Origin of the sequence: Rhizobium tumorigenes, from assembly GCF_003240565.2 — a bacterium.
GTDB classification, from domain to species: domain Bacteria; phylum Pseudomonadota; class Alphaproteobacteria; order Rhizobiales; family Rhizobiaceae; genus Rhizobium; species Rhizobium tumorigenes.
Map to the genome: position 1 here is coordinate 251,496 of NZ_CP117256.1, position 17,599 is coordinate 269,094.

Below are 17,599 nucleotides of genomic sequence, written 5' to 3' on the forward strand. Positions count from 1 at the left end.
AAACTGTCGGCACGCTGCTTAATCGATATGCCTCGATCCAGCGTACGTTTTCCTCCCAAGTGGAGCAGCTTCTCACGCTGGGGCTGGAAGACTGGCGTATGGCCATGTTTCCTGGCCTCTACAACGATTTGGTTCATGACGAGGGTCTGCTGAAGCAGGAAGGGTTGGGCGCGGCCGAAATTGAGAAGTTGCAAGAGAAGGAAGAAGACTTCCGTCGTCTATGCAACACTCGCCAGATTCAAAGTGCCTGAAACGGTCGAGCATTGCGATTTTCACGATAACAACGTCCTCACCAATGCCGGCGGCATGCTTATCAACGACTGGGGTGATGCAGTCATTTCCCATCCGTTTTTCTCCCTGGCGGGCTTTCTGGACAGTGCTGTCCGAAACCACGGACTTGAGATCGATTCACTCGTCTACAAACACTTGAAAGATGCCTATTTCGAAGTCTGGCTCGACTTGGAAAACGCGGAAAATCTGGAACGCATTTTCGAGATTGCCTGCATCCTCCGTCCGATTGAGTTCGCATTTAATTTCAGCGGCGTCGCTCGGATGATAACGAAAAAGGAGTTCGATCCTTACGGGGGCTAAATCGCAGAAGCTCTACGCCAATTCCTATCGGCTATGCCTACGCTTTCGCTATCGACAGAATGAGCACAGTCACTTTCATCAATTAACGACATAGTATGCTCCTCTAATGACGTCACTCCTCCGCCTTGAAGGGATGCGAACCGCAGACCCCGCGATTCCCAGCGAGTACTAGAGTGGACGAATATCCGGCGTCCGCCGGCCAGTCTGCGAATGTCTGTGAGGCAGACTGTACTCAGCGATATCGGACGTGATCCGCTTGATGGGCGCTCACAATAGGCTATGTCGGTGGAATGAGCATTTCCGAAGCCAACGATACTTCCCGCAGACAGAAGATGCGTGCAGGTTTGCAGCGTCTCGAAAGCATTGCCGGGCGAGGCGTTTTCGTTGTCCAAGCTGTTTTATCGACTGTAGACATCGCCATCCTCACCTTCTTCGTACTCGGCCCTTATTTTCGTTCCGGACCTTCCTATCTCGTCATCGACTACGCGATTGCAATCTGGATAGCTGGCGAAATCGTCGCACGCGCTATAGCGTCGCCGTCGCTGCGCGTCTGGTTGCTTCGACCCATGACCTGGATCGACTTCGTCATCCTGGCGACGCTCTTATTCCCGGCGGTGCTGTTCAATTTTGCCTTCCTGCGAGTTATGCGCATTTGGGCCATTGGGCGGAGCCCGCTTTTACGAGAAGCGCTGCGCAGGACGGGCCATGTCGATCGTCTCGATGTCGTGCGGGCCGTCATCAATTTCCTCGTCTTCCTCTTTCTCGTGACGGGTTTTGTGTACACCTCTTTCTTTTACCACCAGGATGGTGGTGAGGGGTTCGTGGATGCGCTGTATTTCACGGTGGCCACGGTCACAACGACGGGTTTTGGCGACATCACCCTCCCCGGTACCGTTGGCAAACTGACGTCCGTTGTAACGATGATTGTCGGGATTTCGCTGTTCGTTCGGCTCGCACAGGCTGTGGTTCGACCCCATAAAGTGACCTATGCCTGCCATCGCTGTGGTCTACAGCGACATGATGCCGACGCCGTGCACTGCAAGGCTTGTGGCGAAATTCTCAACATTCCGGACGAGGGCGCGTGACGCCAGGTCGAACATGACTTTCAGGAGTGCTCTGCCGATGCAGCCTTCATCGAGTTGAAAGCCGGTCATTTTCGCTCAGCCCTCAATTGCTGCGTCCCGCGTCGAGTAGGCTGGTATAATAGCCACTCCCTAGATAGGAACTGACCCTTTGATTTCCAAATTTGTTACGATGGCGCCCCGTCCACAGAAGGCGCCATCGTAAGTGCAACATGTGCCCGTTGTCATTGGGATCCACCGCCCTTCCCGGTCACTAGTCATCGCGGAGCGCGCGTGAGATGTGGCCTGACCGAATTCTGACGGTGAGCCAAAGATAAATTCGATGACCTTGGCGGAGGACATTTCGCATGGCTTCGATCCAGTCAATCGACAAACGTTGAAGCTGACGATATCTGTTCTGCCAAGCTCCTCGCCATGAAGCCAGGTCTTTCTGGCACTCTCCGACCGCTTGACTGTCACGCCCCATGGCCGGCCCCCAAAATGTCCGTCGATATAGCCGTCCGGCAATCTGGCAAGCGCGTCTTCGAACTTCGTCAGAACACGCGGCGGTGTTCTGCCCGCCTTTCATGGTGCCAGGCATTCGTCGCAGAGCCCGCAGCCGTCGTCATCCATGCTTGATGCGGGACACGACCTTTGACAACACGGACAGGTCGTCGCATCCGAAGCGCAAGTCTCTTCTCGTCCCGACGGAATAATTTCGATGCAGATTTTCGACAGCATATCGGCCGCGCGTTGATCCATGGCGATGCTCCAATTCAGGCTTATACCAGAGATAGTAAGCGTCGGCGGCGGCACAAGCCGGCAGGTCGCTACGGGGACGTAGCCAATTCAAACACAGTGAGAGTCAAGCATCGTCTTGACGATCTTCCTCTGATCTTGTCGATTTGTGCCTTGTTTAAACCCGCACATGCTGTGCAGATCAGAGTTTCCATCGACGAGATCAAGCCGGAAATTCTTCGGTATCGAAAAATTCTCAAATCTGTCATATCGGCTACGTAAAAGCCCAGGATTGGGTGGCCGGGCAAAGCCAATGCTAACTCTGCATTTTAACGGAATGAGACTGATGCCCGAGAAATCAGTAGTAATCATCGAAGGCGCAACCGTGGTTTTCGGCGATCGCCTGGAGGCTGCGTCCGTGCGTCTGGAAGACGGTCAAATCACGGCAATCGACGGCCCCCGTGATGGGGCCACGTCGGTCGATGGTCGTGGTCATCTTCTCGGACCGGCCTTTGTGGACGTCCATGGCGACGCGTTCGAGCGCCAGCTCATGCCCCGGCCCGGCACCACACTTCCGGTCGAAGCAGCGCTTCTCGAAACAGACCGCTAGCTTGCGTCAAACGGGATAGCCACAGCCTTTCACGCTCTGACATTGAGCTGGGAGCCGGGCTTACGCTCAGTAGAAAACGGCCGCGCCGTCGTTTCCGCGCTTGAAGCTTTGGCCCCGCGCCTGACAGTCGACAACCGCGTGCAACTGCGCTGGGAAACCTTCTGCTTCGAGGCAATCGGCCTCATACGCGAAGCGCTCTCGGGGCCGCGCCGACCGTCCATTGCTTTCAACGATCACACGTCGATGCTGATGCTTGATCCGTCCGTGCCGTTACAGGAACGGCCGTTCGACCTCGATCCGGACTTTCCGGTCGTCGACACCTCGAAAGCTGCCTTTGCCGAGAAGATGGGTGAGCGCGCCAAGCGGGCGAAGATATCCGCGACGGACATGGTTAGCTTGGCGAAGAGCATGTGGGAGCGCCGACCACAGGTTCTGGCCGCCATCGAGGAAGTCGCTGCTCTCGGTAGGATTGCCGGCGCCCCAATGCTGTCCCATGATGACAGCCAGATCAAGACACGCGATTTCTATCGCCAGCGTGGTGCGCGGATCTGCGAGCTCCCGATGAATTGCCGGGTGGCAAAGGCGGCTCGCGAGGCCGGCGACTACATCGTCTTCGGCGCACCGAACGCGACACGCGGCGGGAGCCACTTGGCGTCCATCGCTGCCGCCGACATGATACGCGAAGGCCTCTGCGATATCCTTGCTTCGGACTACTACTACCCGGCGATGCTTCTGGGTCTGGCGCGGTTGAAGGCAGATGGGGTTGGGCAGTTGCACGAACTCTGGCCGCTTGTGGCCGGCAATCCCGCGCGGGCATCCGGGCTTCTTGATCGCGGAACGATCGAGATTGGCAAGCAGGCCGATCTCGTGCTCGTCGATTGGCCGGATGGCGCGACGCCGGCGGTGCGCCGAACCTGGGTTGCTGGGCGGGAAGCCTACCGGGCGCTGGTCGCAAATCACTAAGCAAGTACCCCGGTCTTCGCATTACCTCGTGAAGTCTGACGTGTCCCAGGGCGTGGTGTAACTGGGTTCACCTTCCAGGCGTACGAGACGCGTTCCGCCATGTTGAAACAGAGCTTGAGCGATGGGACACCGAACTCGAAGCGGAACGATCAGCGCTTGCCCGGTCCATCCTTGGAATCGTGCCCGGAGACATCGTTACGTCCGAAAGCCGCGAGTAACTGTTGCGGCTGTCGGTTACGAGCGTAACGTTATATTCCGGCGGCAGCAGCGTCAACTTCATGGTGTCAGGAATTAGGTTTCAAAGAACGGAACGCTGGGCAAGCTGCAAGAAACGCTGAATTTGCCTTACCGACGAGAGACACGCTCAAAAATGAGGCCGTCAGTGCCTGGCGCGCAGGCTCCTCAACCAAGCCGTGATGAACGAGCAGCACTCAAACCGGCAATGTTTCAAGGGAAATCGACCAGACTCACCCGCAGGTCATTGATGACCGCGGCGAGCCCTGGTGCGCCGATCAGTGGCACAATCCGGGCCGGCGCCAGCTTGGGGACGGCCCGCCCGAAGACAGCGACATTCGTGTGGCCGTTCAGTCGAGATGGATAGATGACGCCGTCGGGAAGAGACTGATGCTCGTGGAATGCCAGCGCCCAAGAGCGCGCCAGGCTCTGACGCGAGGATTTCGCCACGTCTGTTGGAACCCCCATCCTGATCGGGTGATCGTCACGCAGGTCAACAAGGCTGAGGTCTGCGATCGTCTCGACCTCAGCGTAGCGCCGCGCATAGATCTCTTTCTCATCGATCGGAAGATCGCCGACAAGACCGTCGCGGCGATCACGCAGAACCGCCTCTAGGAAGCAGACCTTGAGTGTTTCGCCGAGATAAAGAACGCCGAAGCGCTTCGTTGCATCACGTCGGCGCGGGTCGCTGAAACGGCTTGGCATTTTTCCAAATCCCAGCGGGTCCGGAAAGGCGCTCGCGTAGATCCGGCCAAAGCGACGCCCTGAAGGAATCGTTTCAATATCGAGCGGCTGACGCTCGAAACCGGTAGGCGGTTTGATACCAGCCATTTAGCGGAAGTCACCGCGGGCAATGCCCTCGGCTGCGGCGATCACGTCGTTATCCTGGCCCCGCTTAAGGGCGTCGAGCCCGGTGCGACCGTCAAGCGCACCGTGGGGCGAAACTAGAAAGCGGTAAACGGCCCAGGCACCCGCCAGGATCTCGTGCAATTTTTGAAGCGCCGCATAGGGTCGGCCGTCTCGGTCAAGCTGCCAGGCCGGGAAGCGGAACCCTCGCTTGGCGCCATCCAGGCCGAGCACTTGGCCGTTTTGACGCTTTGTATTGACCGTGACGCGCGAAACGCCAAGAAGATCTGAAAAGGCGTCGGCGCTCAGCATGTCGTCCTCGCTGAGGATCTCTGCAACGCGGCGATGGCCGCGCTCTCGTGCGGAGGACAAGGCTGCCTTCAGTTCGTCATCCGGTTCGCCAGCCTCTTCGACCAGAAACGCACCGTCGCCAACCAGCAAGTCTTCCTCGACGATCGAAATTGTCTGCGCTCCGGCGCGCGGATCCACGACGACGCGGAAACTCACCTGATGGCCAGCCTTCTGGCTCAGTTGCACCGCCTTGGTATACTGGTTAAGCAACGCTTTTTCGAAATCGGCCTTGCGGGGTAGCTTCATCGATAGCGCGATATTTGGAGTTTCACTTGCTGACGTTTTCGTGACGGGCATGACAATCCACCTTTTGAAAATAAAATAGCCAGTCGTTGTCATCTCGTCAAGTTCGTTAAGTTAGTAAAGACATCATCCGATTTATCCAACCCTGTGTGTTTCACGCAGAGCCTATCGCCTTGATGGGAATCGAACCTTCGGCGCACCATTGTCTTCGTCACGTCGAATTAAATTAACTGCTTGGCTTTCCAAGGACGAACGCATTAATTTCCAAATGGAAGCTCGATGTCCTCCCGGTTTTTCTTTGCCCCCTTGATCATGACCGCCTTGAACCGCGCCCTGGATCCCCGGCGCCGTCAGTCGTCATTGTCGCCACGACGCCGGCAATCAGCACGATTGGCGACTGGCTAAGAGACAAACTTGACGCATAAAGGTCAAAGGGAGCGATCCAAAGACGACAGGCCCCTCACGCCCTTCACAGGATTTAAATTCTCGGTGCAAAAATATTCACGAACCGAGGGAGATCAAGCAGTTGCATCTAAGCGTTGACCCCTCTGCCGCCACCAGAGGGCATCAAAGATGTGAAAGACGCTTGGGCAACGAATTATCGTTGACGACTGAAATCATGAATCCGTAACCGGCTTAGCCTTGACTTGGTTGTTCCCAAAGGTTCAGCGATCGGCCGATTTCCGTCTTCAAAGCATTTTCATACAGCTCGTACCCCCAGCTGATATCGAAGACCGCCATGCCGCAGGCGATGAAGATGATGCGATCATCCGCAGTTTCACGACCGGATTTTTGGCCGTTGACCACATCACCCATACCGGTGGAATCATGCAGTTGCGGCAGTTTGCCGGCATCGATGAGGCGGTAGAACGGGCCGCCGATGACCCCACCGTAGTAGGCTTCCTTGTCGCCTGAAGCGATCGCATCTTCGACATACGCCTCGTGGAGAGGGGTATGATCGTACACGACCTTGCAACTGGTCAGGAAGGATTCGTCGGTGTTGACTGGGCCGGAAACAAGAATCGTGGCGCCCTTCTTGATCCAGCTGTCTTCAAAAAAGAGCGGCTTGAGACGAGAGGCTGCGACCGTAATGACATCGACGTCGCGGAAACCGGCTTCCGCACTGTCGACTCCGACGGCTGGAATCCCGTATTCCTGGCTGACCCAGCTGGCAAACTCGTTCGCCTTGTCGAGGAAGAGGTCGAAACAGATAACTTTCTCGATCGACTTCATCTGGGTCATCACCGCAACGAAGCAGGCCTTGTTGATCGGACCGCAGCCAACCACCGACGCAACCTTGGAATTCGGGTTTGCCAGGTGCTTTGCGGCGACACCAGGCACGCCGCCGGTCCTGGCCGCGCTCAGCAGGTTTGCCGACATCAGCGCCAGCGGCGCGCCTGTTTCCTTGTCGTTCAGCATCATGGTCAGAATGGAGCGTGGCAATCCCTTGCCGGCATTCGCATGGTTGGAACCGTACCATTTGTTGCCGCAGACGTCGAAGCGGCCGCCGAGATAGCCTGGCATGGCGGCGAAGCGGCGGTCGGGTCCGGCCACCGGCATGTTGGGAAAACGCGTCTGCTTTGGAAAGACGATATTCATGCCGTGACTGTTGTGATTGGCTCCCCCCATCAGGTAGTCGCCTTCACCCAACAGGCTGAAAGTCTCTTCGCAAACGCGAACGCATTCTGCGGCGTTGAGGACGCCGGCCTCGATCATGTCAGGCTCGGAAAGATAGAGAAAATCAATTCTAGGATACATGGTGTTGCCTTGAAATCGGAGTTAAGCGCTTGCTGTCTGACGGTCTGGATCCGACGCGTCTGCAAAGCGGAGAAGCGGTGTGATGTCGAAGAGCCGGCAGCCGGGACTACGGGCATTGGCGCGCATGAGGAAGTTGAGCTTTTCGATGCGTTCGCCCGAGCGCGGCGCGCCGTTCTTCTGGAAAGGCACCTGCAGGCCGACGGAGAAGTCCATCACCACGTCGTCAACAACCCCACCCGAGCGGCCTGACGGCACGGCAATCATCCCGTGATCTGCAGCGAACCGGTAGGCATCCATGGCTTCGGTGATGGTCCCGACCTGGTTCGGCTTGAGTACAAATCCTTCAACGGCGCGCATTTCATGGGCGCGGCGCAGCAGCGGCAGACTTGTCACGGTCAGGTCGTCGCCGAGGACGAGCGTGCGCGGCAACGCCTTGACCGCCCGACTGTAACCGTCCCAATCGTTTTCATCGAGAAGGTCCTCGATGAAAACGAAGTCGAAGGTTTCGGTCAGGCCCTTGACGTAGGCGATCAACGCATCGGCGGAAACACGCTCGCCCTTGAGCAGATAGGTGTCGCTTTTCTTGTCATACATCTCGCTGGAGGCGCAATCGAGCGCGAACGCCACGCGGCCGGCATAGCCGCAGGCATCGACGGCCCTCTTCATCAGGGAAAGCACGATCGCCGGATCATCGGATGGCGCGGCGTAGCCGTAGGAACTTGCGACCTGAGGCTTGTGGCCAAGATAGTCGGTGAGGATATCGGCGAGCTTGTGAAAGATCGCCACCGCCATCTCGATCGATGTGTCAATGCTGTCAGTGCCATAGGGCACGATCAGGAATTCGTTGAACGGCTGCACCAGGTTTTCATAGCGCCCGCCGTTGATGACGTTGAAGCACGGCACCGGTACGGTCTTGAGGTCGCCGCCGGCGACATGCCGGTAAAGCGGCATGCCACGCGAAGCCGCCGCCGCCCGGAACACGGCGATGGACGCGGAGTAGATCGTGTTGCCGCCGAGATTGTGCTTGTCCGACGTACCATCCAGCGCAATCATGGTCTCGTCAATCGCTCGCTGGTCGAAGACATTCATGCCGATCAGGGCGGGGCGAATGATCGCCAGCGCCTTCTCGACCGCATTGTGAACGCCCAGTCCCCCGTAGGAGGCCGGATCGCCATCGCGCAGCACGAATGCCTCGTGCATGCCGACGGAGGTGCCTGTCGGCGCGGCACCGAGCCCTATGGACCCACTTTCCGTGCGGACCTCGATTTCGATGGCCGGACGGCATTTGCAGTCGATGATCTGTTGAGCGTGAAGGGAAACGATCTTGTCTTCCATTTTAGTTCTGACCCTTTGCTTCCGGAACGTACATGATCGTGAGATCGCACAGGTTGGTGCCGGTATTGCCGGTGAAGACGGCCGACGAGAGCGGCTCCAGGGCTTCGAAGCAGCTGTGCTCGCGAAGACTGTGGAAGAGGTTGACGCCTTTGGCCGCCGCGGTGCCCAGTGTGGTCGAATCAGCAATCCCGCCGGCCACCGTCGTCGTGCCATCCGTGCCCTCGCTGTCGATGGACAGGAGGCAGGCGCCCTGCGTCTTCGCCGCGGTGATGGCGAAGCTGACGGCCATCTCCTGGCCGGGGCCACCATGGCCTCGGATCAGCGAGCTGTCTTCGATCAGCGTCGTCACCTCGCCTGAACTCAGCAACACGCATGGCGCCTTGATCGGATTGCCATAGGTCTGGATTTCGCGCGCCATCGCGGCAAAGAAGGTTCCGGCATCGCGTGCCTCGCCTTCCAGGAAGGACGAGACGATCATCGCCGGAATGCCCATCTCGTCGCAGATTTCCTTGGCGTAGATGCAGGAATCGGGGAGCGTGTTCAGCAGGAAATAGGTGTTGTCCGGAAACGCCTTGGGCGTCTCTGCTTCCGGCCCGGCATTCATCAGATGATTGACGATCGTTTTCGGCAGGCGATCGGCCAGATTGCGGTTGTTGATGGTGGCGCGGGCGTCGTCCAGCGTCGTCGCATCCGGTCCGATCGGCGTGCTCTTGTAGGCGGCGTAGGGGACCGATATGTCGGCCGTCGCCGGATTGCCGACCGCATCGCTGATACCGAAACCAATAAGTTCGGCGCCGACGTCCTGGATGCGCTTGGCAAGCATGCCGCCGTTCAGCGCTGATATGTGACGGCGAACAGCATTGATCTCATAGATTCCGGCGCCCGATTTCAGAAGAACATCGGTGGCATCGATCTCGTCCTGCAGCGAAATGCCATCGATCGGGCAGGACATCAATGCGGAGCTTCCGCCGCTGATGACGCAGATGAAGAGGTCGTCAGGCCCGGCCTGGTCAACGATCTCGATGATCTTGCGCGATGCCCGGTGACCCTCTTCGTTGGGCAGCGGGTGGCCGCCGATATAAACTTCGGTGCGATGAAAGCGGTCTGCCTCTTCCGCGACTTTGACAATCGCGATTCCCTTGGTCAGGTGGTCGCCGAGTACATGATCGACGGCCATGGCCATGTGATTGCAAGCCTTGCCGGCACCGAATAGATAGACGTGCCGCTTTTTAGAAAGGTCCCACGAGGCGGCGCCGATGTGGAGGACACTGCCCTCCATGCGCATGATCGCCCGCATGCGCTTGTAGCTGTCGAGCCGATCCAGTGTTCGGTCGGCGATCTCGAGGACGATCCGCCTTGAGGCGACGTCACCTCGCGAACATACCTCCTCAGAGTTCCTGATTTTTTTCATGACGAATTCGCTTTGTCTGGTTGAGGTGCCTGAGCCCACGCATTCTATTGAAATTAGCCAATGTCGATTGTCGCCAATTTCAGATCGCATGGGTTTGCTTGCAGAGTGCTCGTTTAAGGCTAAGATGGAGGCGTTCGTCGTGTCCGGCTCACAATCCGCTGTCGCTATCTCGAGATGGAACGTGGCTAGTCGATACGCTGACCATCCTCTCCGAAGAAATGAAGATGCGCTGCCGGCAGTCTGACGCGCAGCTTGGACGGTGCTGCCAGGACCATCTCGTCCTGTGTGAAGATTTTGAACGGCACATCGTGGAGCTTCAGGTGAAGGATGAAACCGAGGCCGGTCGGTTCAACAAGATCAACATCCACCTCGCGGCTGGCCTCAGGGTCGAGGATAACGCTTTCAGGCCGGATGCCGACCGTGAGTTTAGAGCCGGCCGGGAGCGGCAATGGCTTTTGAATTGGCAGCGCTGTTCCGTCCTTGAGGACGACGCAAGCGCCGTCATTCGACGAGTAGGTCGCGTCTATGAAATTCATGCCTGGCGATCCGATGAAGCTGGCGACGAACAGGTTAGCGGGCCGCCGGTAAAGATCGAGAGGGCTGCCGACCTGCTGCACCCTGCCCTCGTTCATCGCCACGATGCGATCGGCCAGCGTCATTGCCTCGATCTGGTCATGGGTGACGTAGACGGACGTTGCCTTCAACTCCTTGTGAAGGCGCTTGATTTCCGATCGCATCTGTTCGCGCAGGCGGGCATCGAGATTCGAGAGCGGTTCGTCGAAAAGAAAGGCCGCCGGATCGCGAACGATCGCCCGTCCCATGGCAACGCGCTGTCTCTGGCCGCCGGACAGCGCCTTGGGACGGCGATCCAGCAGTGCCGTCAGGCCAAGGACCTCGGCCGCACCGCTGATAGCTGCGGTGATCGCTGCCTTTGGACGTTTGCGCAGCTTGAGACTGTAGCTCATGTTGTCAGCGACGGACATATGCGGGTAGAGCGCGTAAGACTGGAATACCATGGCGATGTTCCGGTTCTTGGGCGCAAGATCGTTGACGCGCGTACCGCCGATCCTGATCTCGCCATCGGAAACATCCTCCAGCCCGGCGATCATCCGCAACAAGGTGGACTTGCCGCACCCGGAGGGACCGACAAGCACGATGAACTCGCCATTCTCTATGGAAAGGTTGACTTCATGAAGGACAGTGTGGTGGCCGTACGACTTGCGGACGGCATCGATGGTTATGGATGACATGTTCTAACTCTTTCAGCCTTTGACGGCGCCTGCGGTAAGGCCCTGGACGAGGAAGCGTTGGATGGCGAAGAAGAAGATCCCGACCGGAACGAGCGCCATCACGGAGGCAGCCATCATCTGGCCGAAGTCTACCGAGAACTTTGACACGAAGGTCAGCAGGCCGACCGGGAATGTCGATACCGACCCTTGCGAGATGAGCATCAGGGCGAGCAGCAACTCGCTCCAGGCAGCCGTGAAGACGAAGCCCAGGGTCGCGGCAATTCCCGGCAAGGTTAGCGGCAGGATGATGTGACGGAATGCTGTGAAGCGCGTCGCACCATCAATCATCGCGGCTTCCTCCAGATCCTGCGGCACGCCGTCGAAGAAGGACTGCATCAGGAAGGTGGCGAAGGGAATGTTGAAAGCGCTGTAGACGATGATAAGGCCGAAAAGACTGTTGGTTAGGCCTAGCGTCGAATACATCTTGAAGATCGGCGCAATCAGCATAGCCAGGGGAAACATCTGGGTCAGCAGCATCAGGGCGAGCATGGCGGCTTTGCCTCGAAAGGTGAAGCGCGACATGGCGTAGCCCGCAAGTGACGCCAGGACGGTAACCACAAATGCCGTCCCCAGCGATACGATAAGGCTGTTTTTGAAGAAGATCGGGAAATCGCTGTTGGTCAGCACATAGGCGTAGTGCTCGAACGTTGCCCGAGAGGGCCACAACCGAACGCCTTCGGAATAAAGGAGATCGGTCGGCGTGATCGAGACCTTGATCAGCCAGTAGATGGGAAACAAGGCAAAGACCAGATACGGCAGGAGCGCTAGCCTGTGTAGAAGGGTGAGAACGAGCTTCGGTGTCTTCATTATCAGTGACCTTTCAACAAGCTCTTCCGCAACACCATGATCAGCGCGGCGTAGATGAACAGCAGCAGCACCAAGACGACCGCGACAGCTGAGGCGTAGCCAAAATCCAGCTGCTTGAAAGCGATGGTGAAGATGTAGCTCGAGAGGATCTGTGTGTGGTCAGCCGGTCCGCCATTCGTCATGACGACGATCAGATCGGCGAAGTTGGCGACCCAGATCGTCCGAAGAAGCACTGTGATCAAGATCGTCGGCGCCAGGAATGGAACGGTGATCGAGAAAAATCTCTGGATCGGCGAGGCCCCATCGATGGCGGCGGCCTCATAGAGATCGCGAGGAATGGACTGGAGGGCGGCAAGCAAAGTTATCGCGAAGAACGGTATCCCGCCCCAAACGTTGGCGATGATCGGTCCCCACATTGCGGTCGCCGGGTCGGAGAGGATGTTCTTCGGTTGCGACAGCAGACCAAGCGCGCTCATCCAGTGCGGCAACGGGCCTACCACTGGATTAAAAAGCCACGCCCAGGTCAGCCCCATCAGCAATGACGGGACGGCCCAAGGCAGAAAAATCAGGGCTTGGGCAAGGCCGCGGCCAAAAAACGGCTTGTCGAGCAGAAGCGCCAGAAAGAGTCCGAACACAAATTGAAGAGCGACGGAGGCCGCCGTCCACCAGATGGTATTGAACAGGGCACCATAGAAGATCTTGTCTCCAAGGATTTCCTTAAAATGCTGGAGCCCTATGTAGCCGCCGGAAAACGGGTTGAGGATCTGCACGTCCTGAAAGGCGTAGGAAACGCCGAGGGCGAGAGGAACCAGGATGAGCGCGATAATCAGCAACACCGACGGTGCGGTGTAGAGATATGGCTCTAGCATACGGCTCAGCCGCATGGACAATGGCGGCGTTCGACCCTTCGAGAACTGGGACGTCATGCGGATAACCTTTCTGGATGGCATCCTCATCGTGGCGGGTGGGGGCTGCGCTGGGAGTACGCCGCCGCCCTTGCCGCCACGACTTTGGAGCCGGAACGGAACCAAGGCGAGTACGTGTGCCCTGTCCCCATTCATTATCGATCATCGAGCTTATTTACTGGACAGGAACTTTTTCTGGGCTTTGGTCATGTAGTCCGCCCACTGATCTGCCATGGCATCACCAGAAATCTCGCCAAGCAAGGCCTGCTGCGACGTCTTGAGCGTCAGCACGTCCTTGAAGTAGGCAAACTCCTGCAAATACGTCGGCATCCGCATCGGCGTCATGTTCGGGTCGGCAAGCTCGTCGAACCAGCCCTTGAACTGGGGCGAAGCATAGAAGGGATCCTTCTGGGCCGACTTCAAAACGGGCAGAGTGCCGACCCGCTTGTTCCACTCCATGTTGCCCTCTGGGCCTTCAAGCGTGGAGAGCAGCTTCCAGGCGAGATACTTGTTCTCGCTTTTGGCCATCATCGACCAGCCGACGTAACCGATCGTCGGGAAAGCCTTGCCGTCTGAACCCTTTGGCATGGAAGTCACGCCGAAGTCCTCGGGCTTCATGCGATCCGCGATTGCAATCAGAGCATCCGGATCCTGGTCCAGCATCGCGCAGGTGCCGGAATAGAAGCCGGCGACGACCTCGTTGAAACCCCAATTGACGCTGTCCTTCGGAGCAAGACCCTTCTTGTAGTAATCGACGAGGAAATTCAGGCCCTTCTTCCAGCCTGCATCATTCAGCGTCGAGACGCCATCCTTCGTGAAGAAATCGGATGAGCCGGCGTTGGAGGCACCGAACATCATCCAGCCGTTGAGGCCGCCAGGACCGCCACGCAGGCAATAGCCGGACTTGCCGGTCTTCTCGACAATCTTCTTGGAGACGTCGAGGAACTCATCCATGGTCTTCGGCGGCTCGCTCACACCCGCCTGAGCGAAAAGCTTCTTGTTGTAGAACATCGCCCGCAGATAGAGGCCGTATGGCAGCGTGTACGCGGTGTTCTTGACATCGCGGCCCAGTGCAAGCGCCTGTTCGGTGAGATCGGACGTGTACTGCCACTTGGCAAGATATGGCTCAAGGCTCTCGAGCTGGCCGTTGTTTGCGTAAAGCGACAGCCAATTGTCAGGCATTTCGACGATGTCCGGCACGTCGCCTGCCGAAACCATGGTGGCGAACTTCTGGAATGCTTCGCTCCAGGGCAGCGAGGTGATCTCGACTGTCGTTCCCGGGTTGGCCGCCTCGAACTTCGAGACGATGGACTTCAATGTGACGGTCCGTTCCGGACTTGTCAGGACTTCAACGATCTTGAGCTTCGTATCCGCGAACGCGGTGCTGGCCATCAACGACATTGCGGCCACAAGAATTAACCGTTTCATGCAATCCCCTTTTATTAGTATGATCTAAGCATGCTTGATGGCCAGGGTCTCCAGGACATCTGAAAACTTTGTAAAGAAGATTGGCGACAATTGTCAATCGCCAATCTTGCGTAGTTTCCCAAAGCCGCTTATGCATTCCCTTGCAGGCGTCGCCAGCACCGGCCCATCAGTGAAACAGCAAGCAGGATAGAATTATGCAGCTCCAGCCTCTTACAGTCCGCGGCGCCTCTTTTCGCGACAGCGCAGGCCGAGAAGCTCTGTTAAGGGGCGTCAATCTTGGTGGCGATTGCAAATTCCCCTACCCCTACGGCGGCACCAATCACCCGTCAGATTTTTCCGACCATCGGACTGTCAGCTTCATTGGTCGGCCTTTTCCTCTGGAGGACGCCGACGAGCATCTTGGCAGATTGAGGCACTGGGGGTTCAACGTGCTCCGCCTGCTGACCACATGGGAAGCGGTGGAGCATGAAGGGCCGGGCATCTATGACGAGGCCTATCTGGATTATTTCACGGCCCTTTGCCGCAAGGCCGGAGAATACGGAATGTATGTCTTTGTCGACTTTCACGAAGATGCGTGGAGCCGCATGACGGGCGGAAGTGGCGCTCCAGGATGGGTCTTTGAGGCTGTCGGACTTGACTTTACCAAGTTCCACCCGGCGGGCCTCTCGCACGTTATGCAGCTGAAATATGACTATGCTCTGGGCGGTCGACAGGACAGTTATCCCCAGATGACCTGGGGCTCCAACCATCGGCTTTCGCCCGGTGGCATCATGTGGACCCTGTTCTTCACGGGACGGCTCTTTACGCCGGACTTTCTGATCGACGGCGTCAACGTGCAGGATTTCCTGCAGTCGCACTACATCGGCGCCATGAAGGCGGTCGCAGCGCGGGTCGCCGACCTCCCGAACGTGCTAGGCTTCGACACGTTGAACGAGCCCGTGCCCGGCTGGATCGGCAAGCAGATTAGCTATCGCCATTTGCGGCCCAGTGCCGACAATCCCTCCAACCCGCGCATTGGCCTTGCTCTGTCGCCACTCGACAATCTGCTGGCCGCCCAGGGAATTCCGGTATCGGTGCCGCGCATCCTGCGCGATCCCGGCACAGGTGCGTTTTCGGTCGGCGATGAGGAGATCATCAATCCCGACGGCGTATCGATCTGGCTGCCGGGAAAAGCCTGCCCGTTCGAGGCTGCCGGCGCCTATACGGTGAAAGATGGCAAGGTTACCGCGATCGATGAAGATTTCTTCTGCGGTAGCAAGATCCGCCCGGTGACTGCCGCCGAAGACGCCTATGCACCGCTTTTCCACGGGGTTGCAAAGGCCATACAGGCCTTCAATCCGTCGTGGGCATTGTTTGCCGAACTAGAGCCATACAGCATCTATGTCGGCGGTCCCTTCCCTAAGGCCATGCCATCGCATGCAGTAAATGCCAGCCACTGGTACGACAGCTCGACGCTGTACACCAAGAGCTTCAATGCCGAACAGGCTTACGATTTCACCACTGGCCAGATGCTTTACGGCCGTGAAGCCATCAAGGCCAGCTACGTGAAGCAGATGCAGGACATTGCCGATCTATCCAAGACGTTAGGGCCTGATGGCGCTCCGACGCTCATTGGCGAATTCGGTATCCCGTTTGACCTCGATGGCGCGGCCGCATACCAAGCTTGGGAAAAAGGCGATCGAAGCAGCGCTCCCTGGCAGCAGCACATCGATGCATTGACGCTGACATATGAAGCGTTTGATGAACTGAAGCTGCATGGCACGCTGTGGAACTATACGGCGTCGAATCGCAACGCCTTGGAGATCGGCGATGGCTGGAACCAAGAGGATCTTTCGATCTACTCAGTTGACCAACGCGAAAATCCCGAGGATCCGAACTCGGGCGGGCGGGCCGTCGAGGGTTTTTGCCGCCCCTTCGTGCGCTTTGCGCAGGGAAACCTGATCCGACTGTCGTTCGCCGCCGACCATCGTGTTTTCCATGCGGAGATCAAGGTCAACGGTGACATCGAGGCGGACAGCGAAATATATCTTCCGCGGCTCCATTTCGGCAACCAGCCCATCATCGAAACGAACGGCCCGTCGGCAAGCGTCGTCTACGACAGCGCGACACAATGCGCACTGATCCGCGCTGCGCACGGATTGCTGGAAATCCGGGTGAAGCCCGAAACCAACTTGTAACACCGGGGCAGGTGTCGCAAGAAAGAGATAGTCATATCAGCCCGCTCGCGTCACTGAGACCGGGGATCGTGGAGGAAACAAATTCGATGGCACTGCGCTCTATTTCGCCGATCGTGAAGATGCCTATCGAGGTGCAGGCAACGGACGCGCTGCGGGACGCCATCGTCAATGGTGGCATCGCGCCGGGCGAACGCATCACGGAGCTCCAGCTATCGGAAGAAATGGGTCTGTCCCGGGCGACGTTGCGCAGTGCGCTGCACCAGCTTGCAAAAGAAGGCTTGATGACCCTCATTCCTTACACAGGCTGGAGTGTCATCAGCATGACCTCCGTCGATGTTTGGGAGCTTTACACATTGCGATCAGCTATAGAGCGTCTTGCGGCCCAGCTTGTCGCAAGAGCAATTGACGATCATGGCAGGAAAGTCATCCAAACCGCATTCGAAAGCGTGATCACTGCCTGCGAAACGGCGAACGGCAGTGCGATCGCGGCAGCTGACTTTGCCCTTCACAAAGCCATCATAGAACTGACCGGGCATAATCGATTGATTGCTCAATATGGGCTCATCGAGCAGCAGATACGAATATCGATCCGCTCCAGCGATGCGCTGATCGCCAGCGGCGACGAAATCATCGAGCAGCACCGACCGATCGTCGATGCCATTATCGGCGGCAGCCCAGAGCTGGCTGGGGCACTGTCAGAGCAGCATAACCTTACCGAGGGGCAGAAACTATCGGACCATCTGCGGTCGCGGGAAGAGACAAACCCTCCAACAAGCGAGCGGAAACCGTTCACACGTGAACGGTAGCGCCCGGTACCGAGCGTCCCAGGGCGGCAACGTCGCCGGCGTTCTT

Annotated in this window: 14 protein-coding genes and 2 pseudogenes; 7 read left to right on the plus strand and 9 right to left on the minus strand. The window is 57.8% G+C overall.

Features of this window, described 5'->3' with window-relative positions; genetic code table 11:
• Positions 1 to 98 precede the first annotated feature (98 nt).
• The 4 genes and pseudogenes from PR017_RS18980 to PR017_RS19000 all read left to right on the plus strand — a co-directional run bounded on the left by PR017_RS18980 (position 99) and on the right by PR017_RS19000 (position 3,963).
• Positions 99 to 251: a hypothetical protein gene (locus tag PR017_RS18980; RefSeq protein ID WP_161959300.1), complete on the plus strand. Its 153-nt coding sequence runs from the start codon at positions 99 to 101 to the stop codon at positions 249 to 251.
• Positions 244 to 591 (plus strand): phosphotransferase, encoded by a 348-nt coding sequence (locus PR017_RS18985; protein ID WP_161959301.1) that lies wholly within the window; start codon positions 244 to 246, stop codon positions 589 to 591. Before PR017_RS18980 ends, PR017_RS18985 begins: the two co-directional genes overlap by 8 nt.
• Before the next feature lie 290 nt (positions 592 to 881).
• Entirely contained in the window at positions 882 to 1,676 is a 795-nt protein-coding gene (locus PR017_RS18990; RefSeq protein ID WP_111218084.1) for a potassium channel family protein, read from the plus strand.
• Positions 1,677 to 2,736: 1,060 nt separating this feature from the next.
• Positions 2,737 to 3,963 (plus strand): annotated as a pseudogene (locus PR017_RS19000) (alpha-D-ribose 1-methylphosphonate 5-triphosphate diphosphatase).
• Positions 3,964 to 4,410: 447 nt separating this feature from the next.
• Here PR017_RS19000 and PR017_RS19005 read toward each other — a convergent pair.
• Together PR017_RS19005 and PR017_RS19010 are read right to left on the minus strand one after the other, a co-directional pair.
• Complete coding sequence (locus PR017_RS19005; protein WP_111218088.1) at positions 4,411 to 5,028, minus strand: RES family NAD+ phosphorylase; 618 nt, start codon at positions 5,026 to 5,028, stop codon at positions 4,411 to 4,413.
• Positions 5,029 to 5,691 (minus strand): XRE family transcriptional regulator, encoded by a 663-nt coding sequence (locus PR017_RS19010; RefSeq protein ID WP_111218110.1) that lies wholly within the window; start codon positions 5,689 to 5,691, stop codon positions 5,029 to 5,031.
• Positions 5,692 to 5,965: 274 nt separating this feature from the next.
• Here PR017_RS19010 and PR017_RS28465 point away from each other — a divergent pair.
• A pseudogene (locus tag PR017_RS28465) lies at positions 5,966 to 6,062 on the plus strand (ABC transporter permease); the annotation flags it as partial.
• A gap of 211 nt (positions 6,063 to 6,273) precedes the next feature.
• On the opposite strand, the gene PR017_RS19015 reads toward PR017_RS28465, so the two are convergent.
• The 7 genes from PR017_RS19015 to PR017_RS19045 form a co-directional block, all read right to left on the minus strand.
• Positions 6,274 to 7,395: a tyramine oxidase subunit B gene (locus PR017_RS19015; RefSeq protein WP_111218090.1), complete on the minus strand. Its 1,122-nt coding sequence runs from the start codon at positions 7,393 to 7,395 to the stop codon at positions 6,274 to 6,276.
• A 21-nt stretch (positions 7,396 to 7,416) separates the two neighbouring features.
• Positions 7,417 to 8,730, minus strand: coding sequence for a phosphopyruvate hydratase (gene eno / locus PR017_RS19020; RefSeq protein ID WP_111218092.1), 1,314 nt, complete (start codon positions 8,728 to 8,730; stop codon positions 7,417 to 7,419).
• A 1-nt stretch (position 8,731) separates the two neighbouring features.
• Positions 8,732 to 10,141: a glycerate kinase type-2 family protein gene (locus tag PR017_RS19025; protein WP_111218094.1), complete on the minus strand. Its 1,410-nt coding sequence runs from the start codon at positions 10,139 to 10,141 to the stop codon at positions 8,732 to 8,734.
• A 185-nt stretch (positions 10,142 to 10,326) separates the two neighbouring features.
• Positions 10,327 to 11,391: an ABC transporter ATP-binding protein gene (locus tag PR017_RS19030; RefSeq protein ID WP_111218096.1), complete on the minus strand. Its 1,065-nt coding sequence runs from the start codon at positions 11,389 to 11,391 to the stop codon at positions 10,327 to 10,329.
• A gap of 12 nt (positions 11,392 to 11,403) precedes the next feature.
• A complete protein-coding gene (locus tag PR017_RS19035) occupies positions 11,404 to 12,237 on the minus strand; it encodes a carbohydrate ABC transporter permease (protein WP_111218098.1) in 834 nt (277 codons plus the stop codon).
• A 2-nt stretch (positions 12,238 to 12,239) separates the two neighbouring features.
• A complete protein-coding gene (locus PR017_RS19040) occupies positions 12,240 to 13,163 on the minus strand; it encodes a carbohydrate ABC transporter permease (RefSeq protein ID WP_111218100.1) in 924 nt (307 codons plus the stop codon).
• Positions 13,164 to 13,313: 150 nt separating this feature from the next.
• A complete protein-coding gene (locus PR017_RS19045) occupies positions 13,314 to 14,570 on the minus strand; it encodes an ABC transporter substrate-binding protein (RefSeq protein WP_111218102.1) in 1,257 nt (418 codons plus the stop codon).
• Positions 14,571 to 14,764: 194 nt separating this feature from the next.
• On the opposite strand from PR017_RS19045, the gene PR017_RS19050 reads away from it, so the two are divergent.
• Positions 14,765 to 16,747, plus strand: a complete 1,983-nt coding sequence (locus tag PR017_RS19050; RefSeq protein ID WP_111218104.1) for a glycoside hydrolase family 5 protein — start codon at positions 14,765 to 14,767, stop codon at positions 16,745 to 16,747.
• 86 nt (positions 16,748 to 16,833) lie between these two features.
• Complete coding sequence (locus tag PR017_RS19055; protein ID WP_206423129.1) at positions 16,834 to 17,553, plus strand: GntR family transcriptional regulator; 720 nt, start codon at positions 16,834 to 16,836, stop codon at positions 17,551 to 17,553.
• The last annotated feature ends 46 nt before the right edge of the window (positions 17,554 to 17,599 follow it).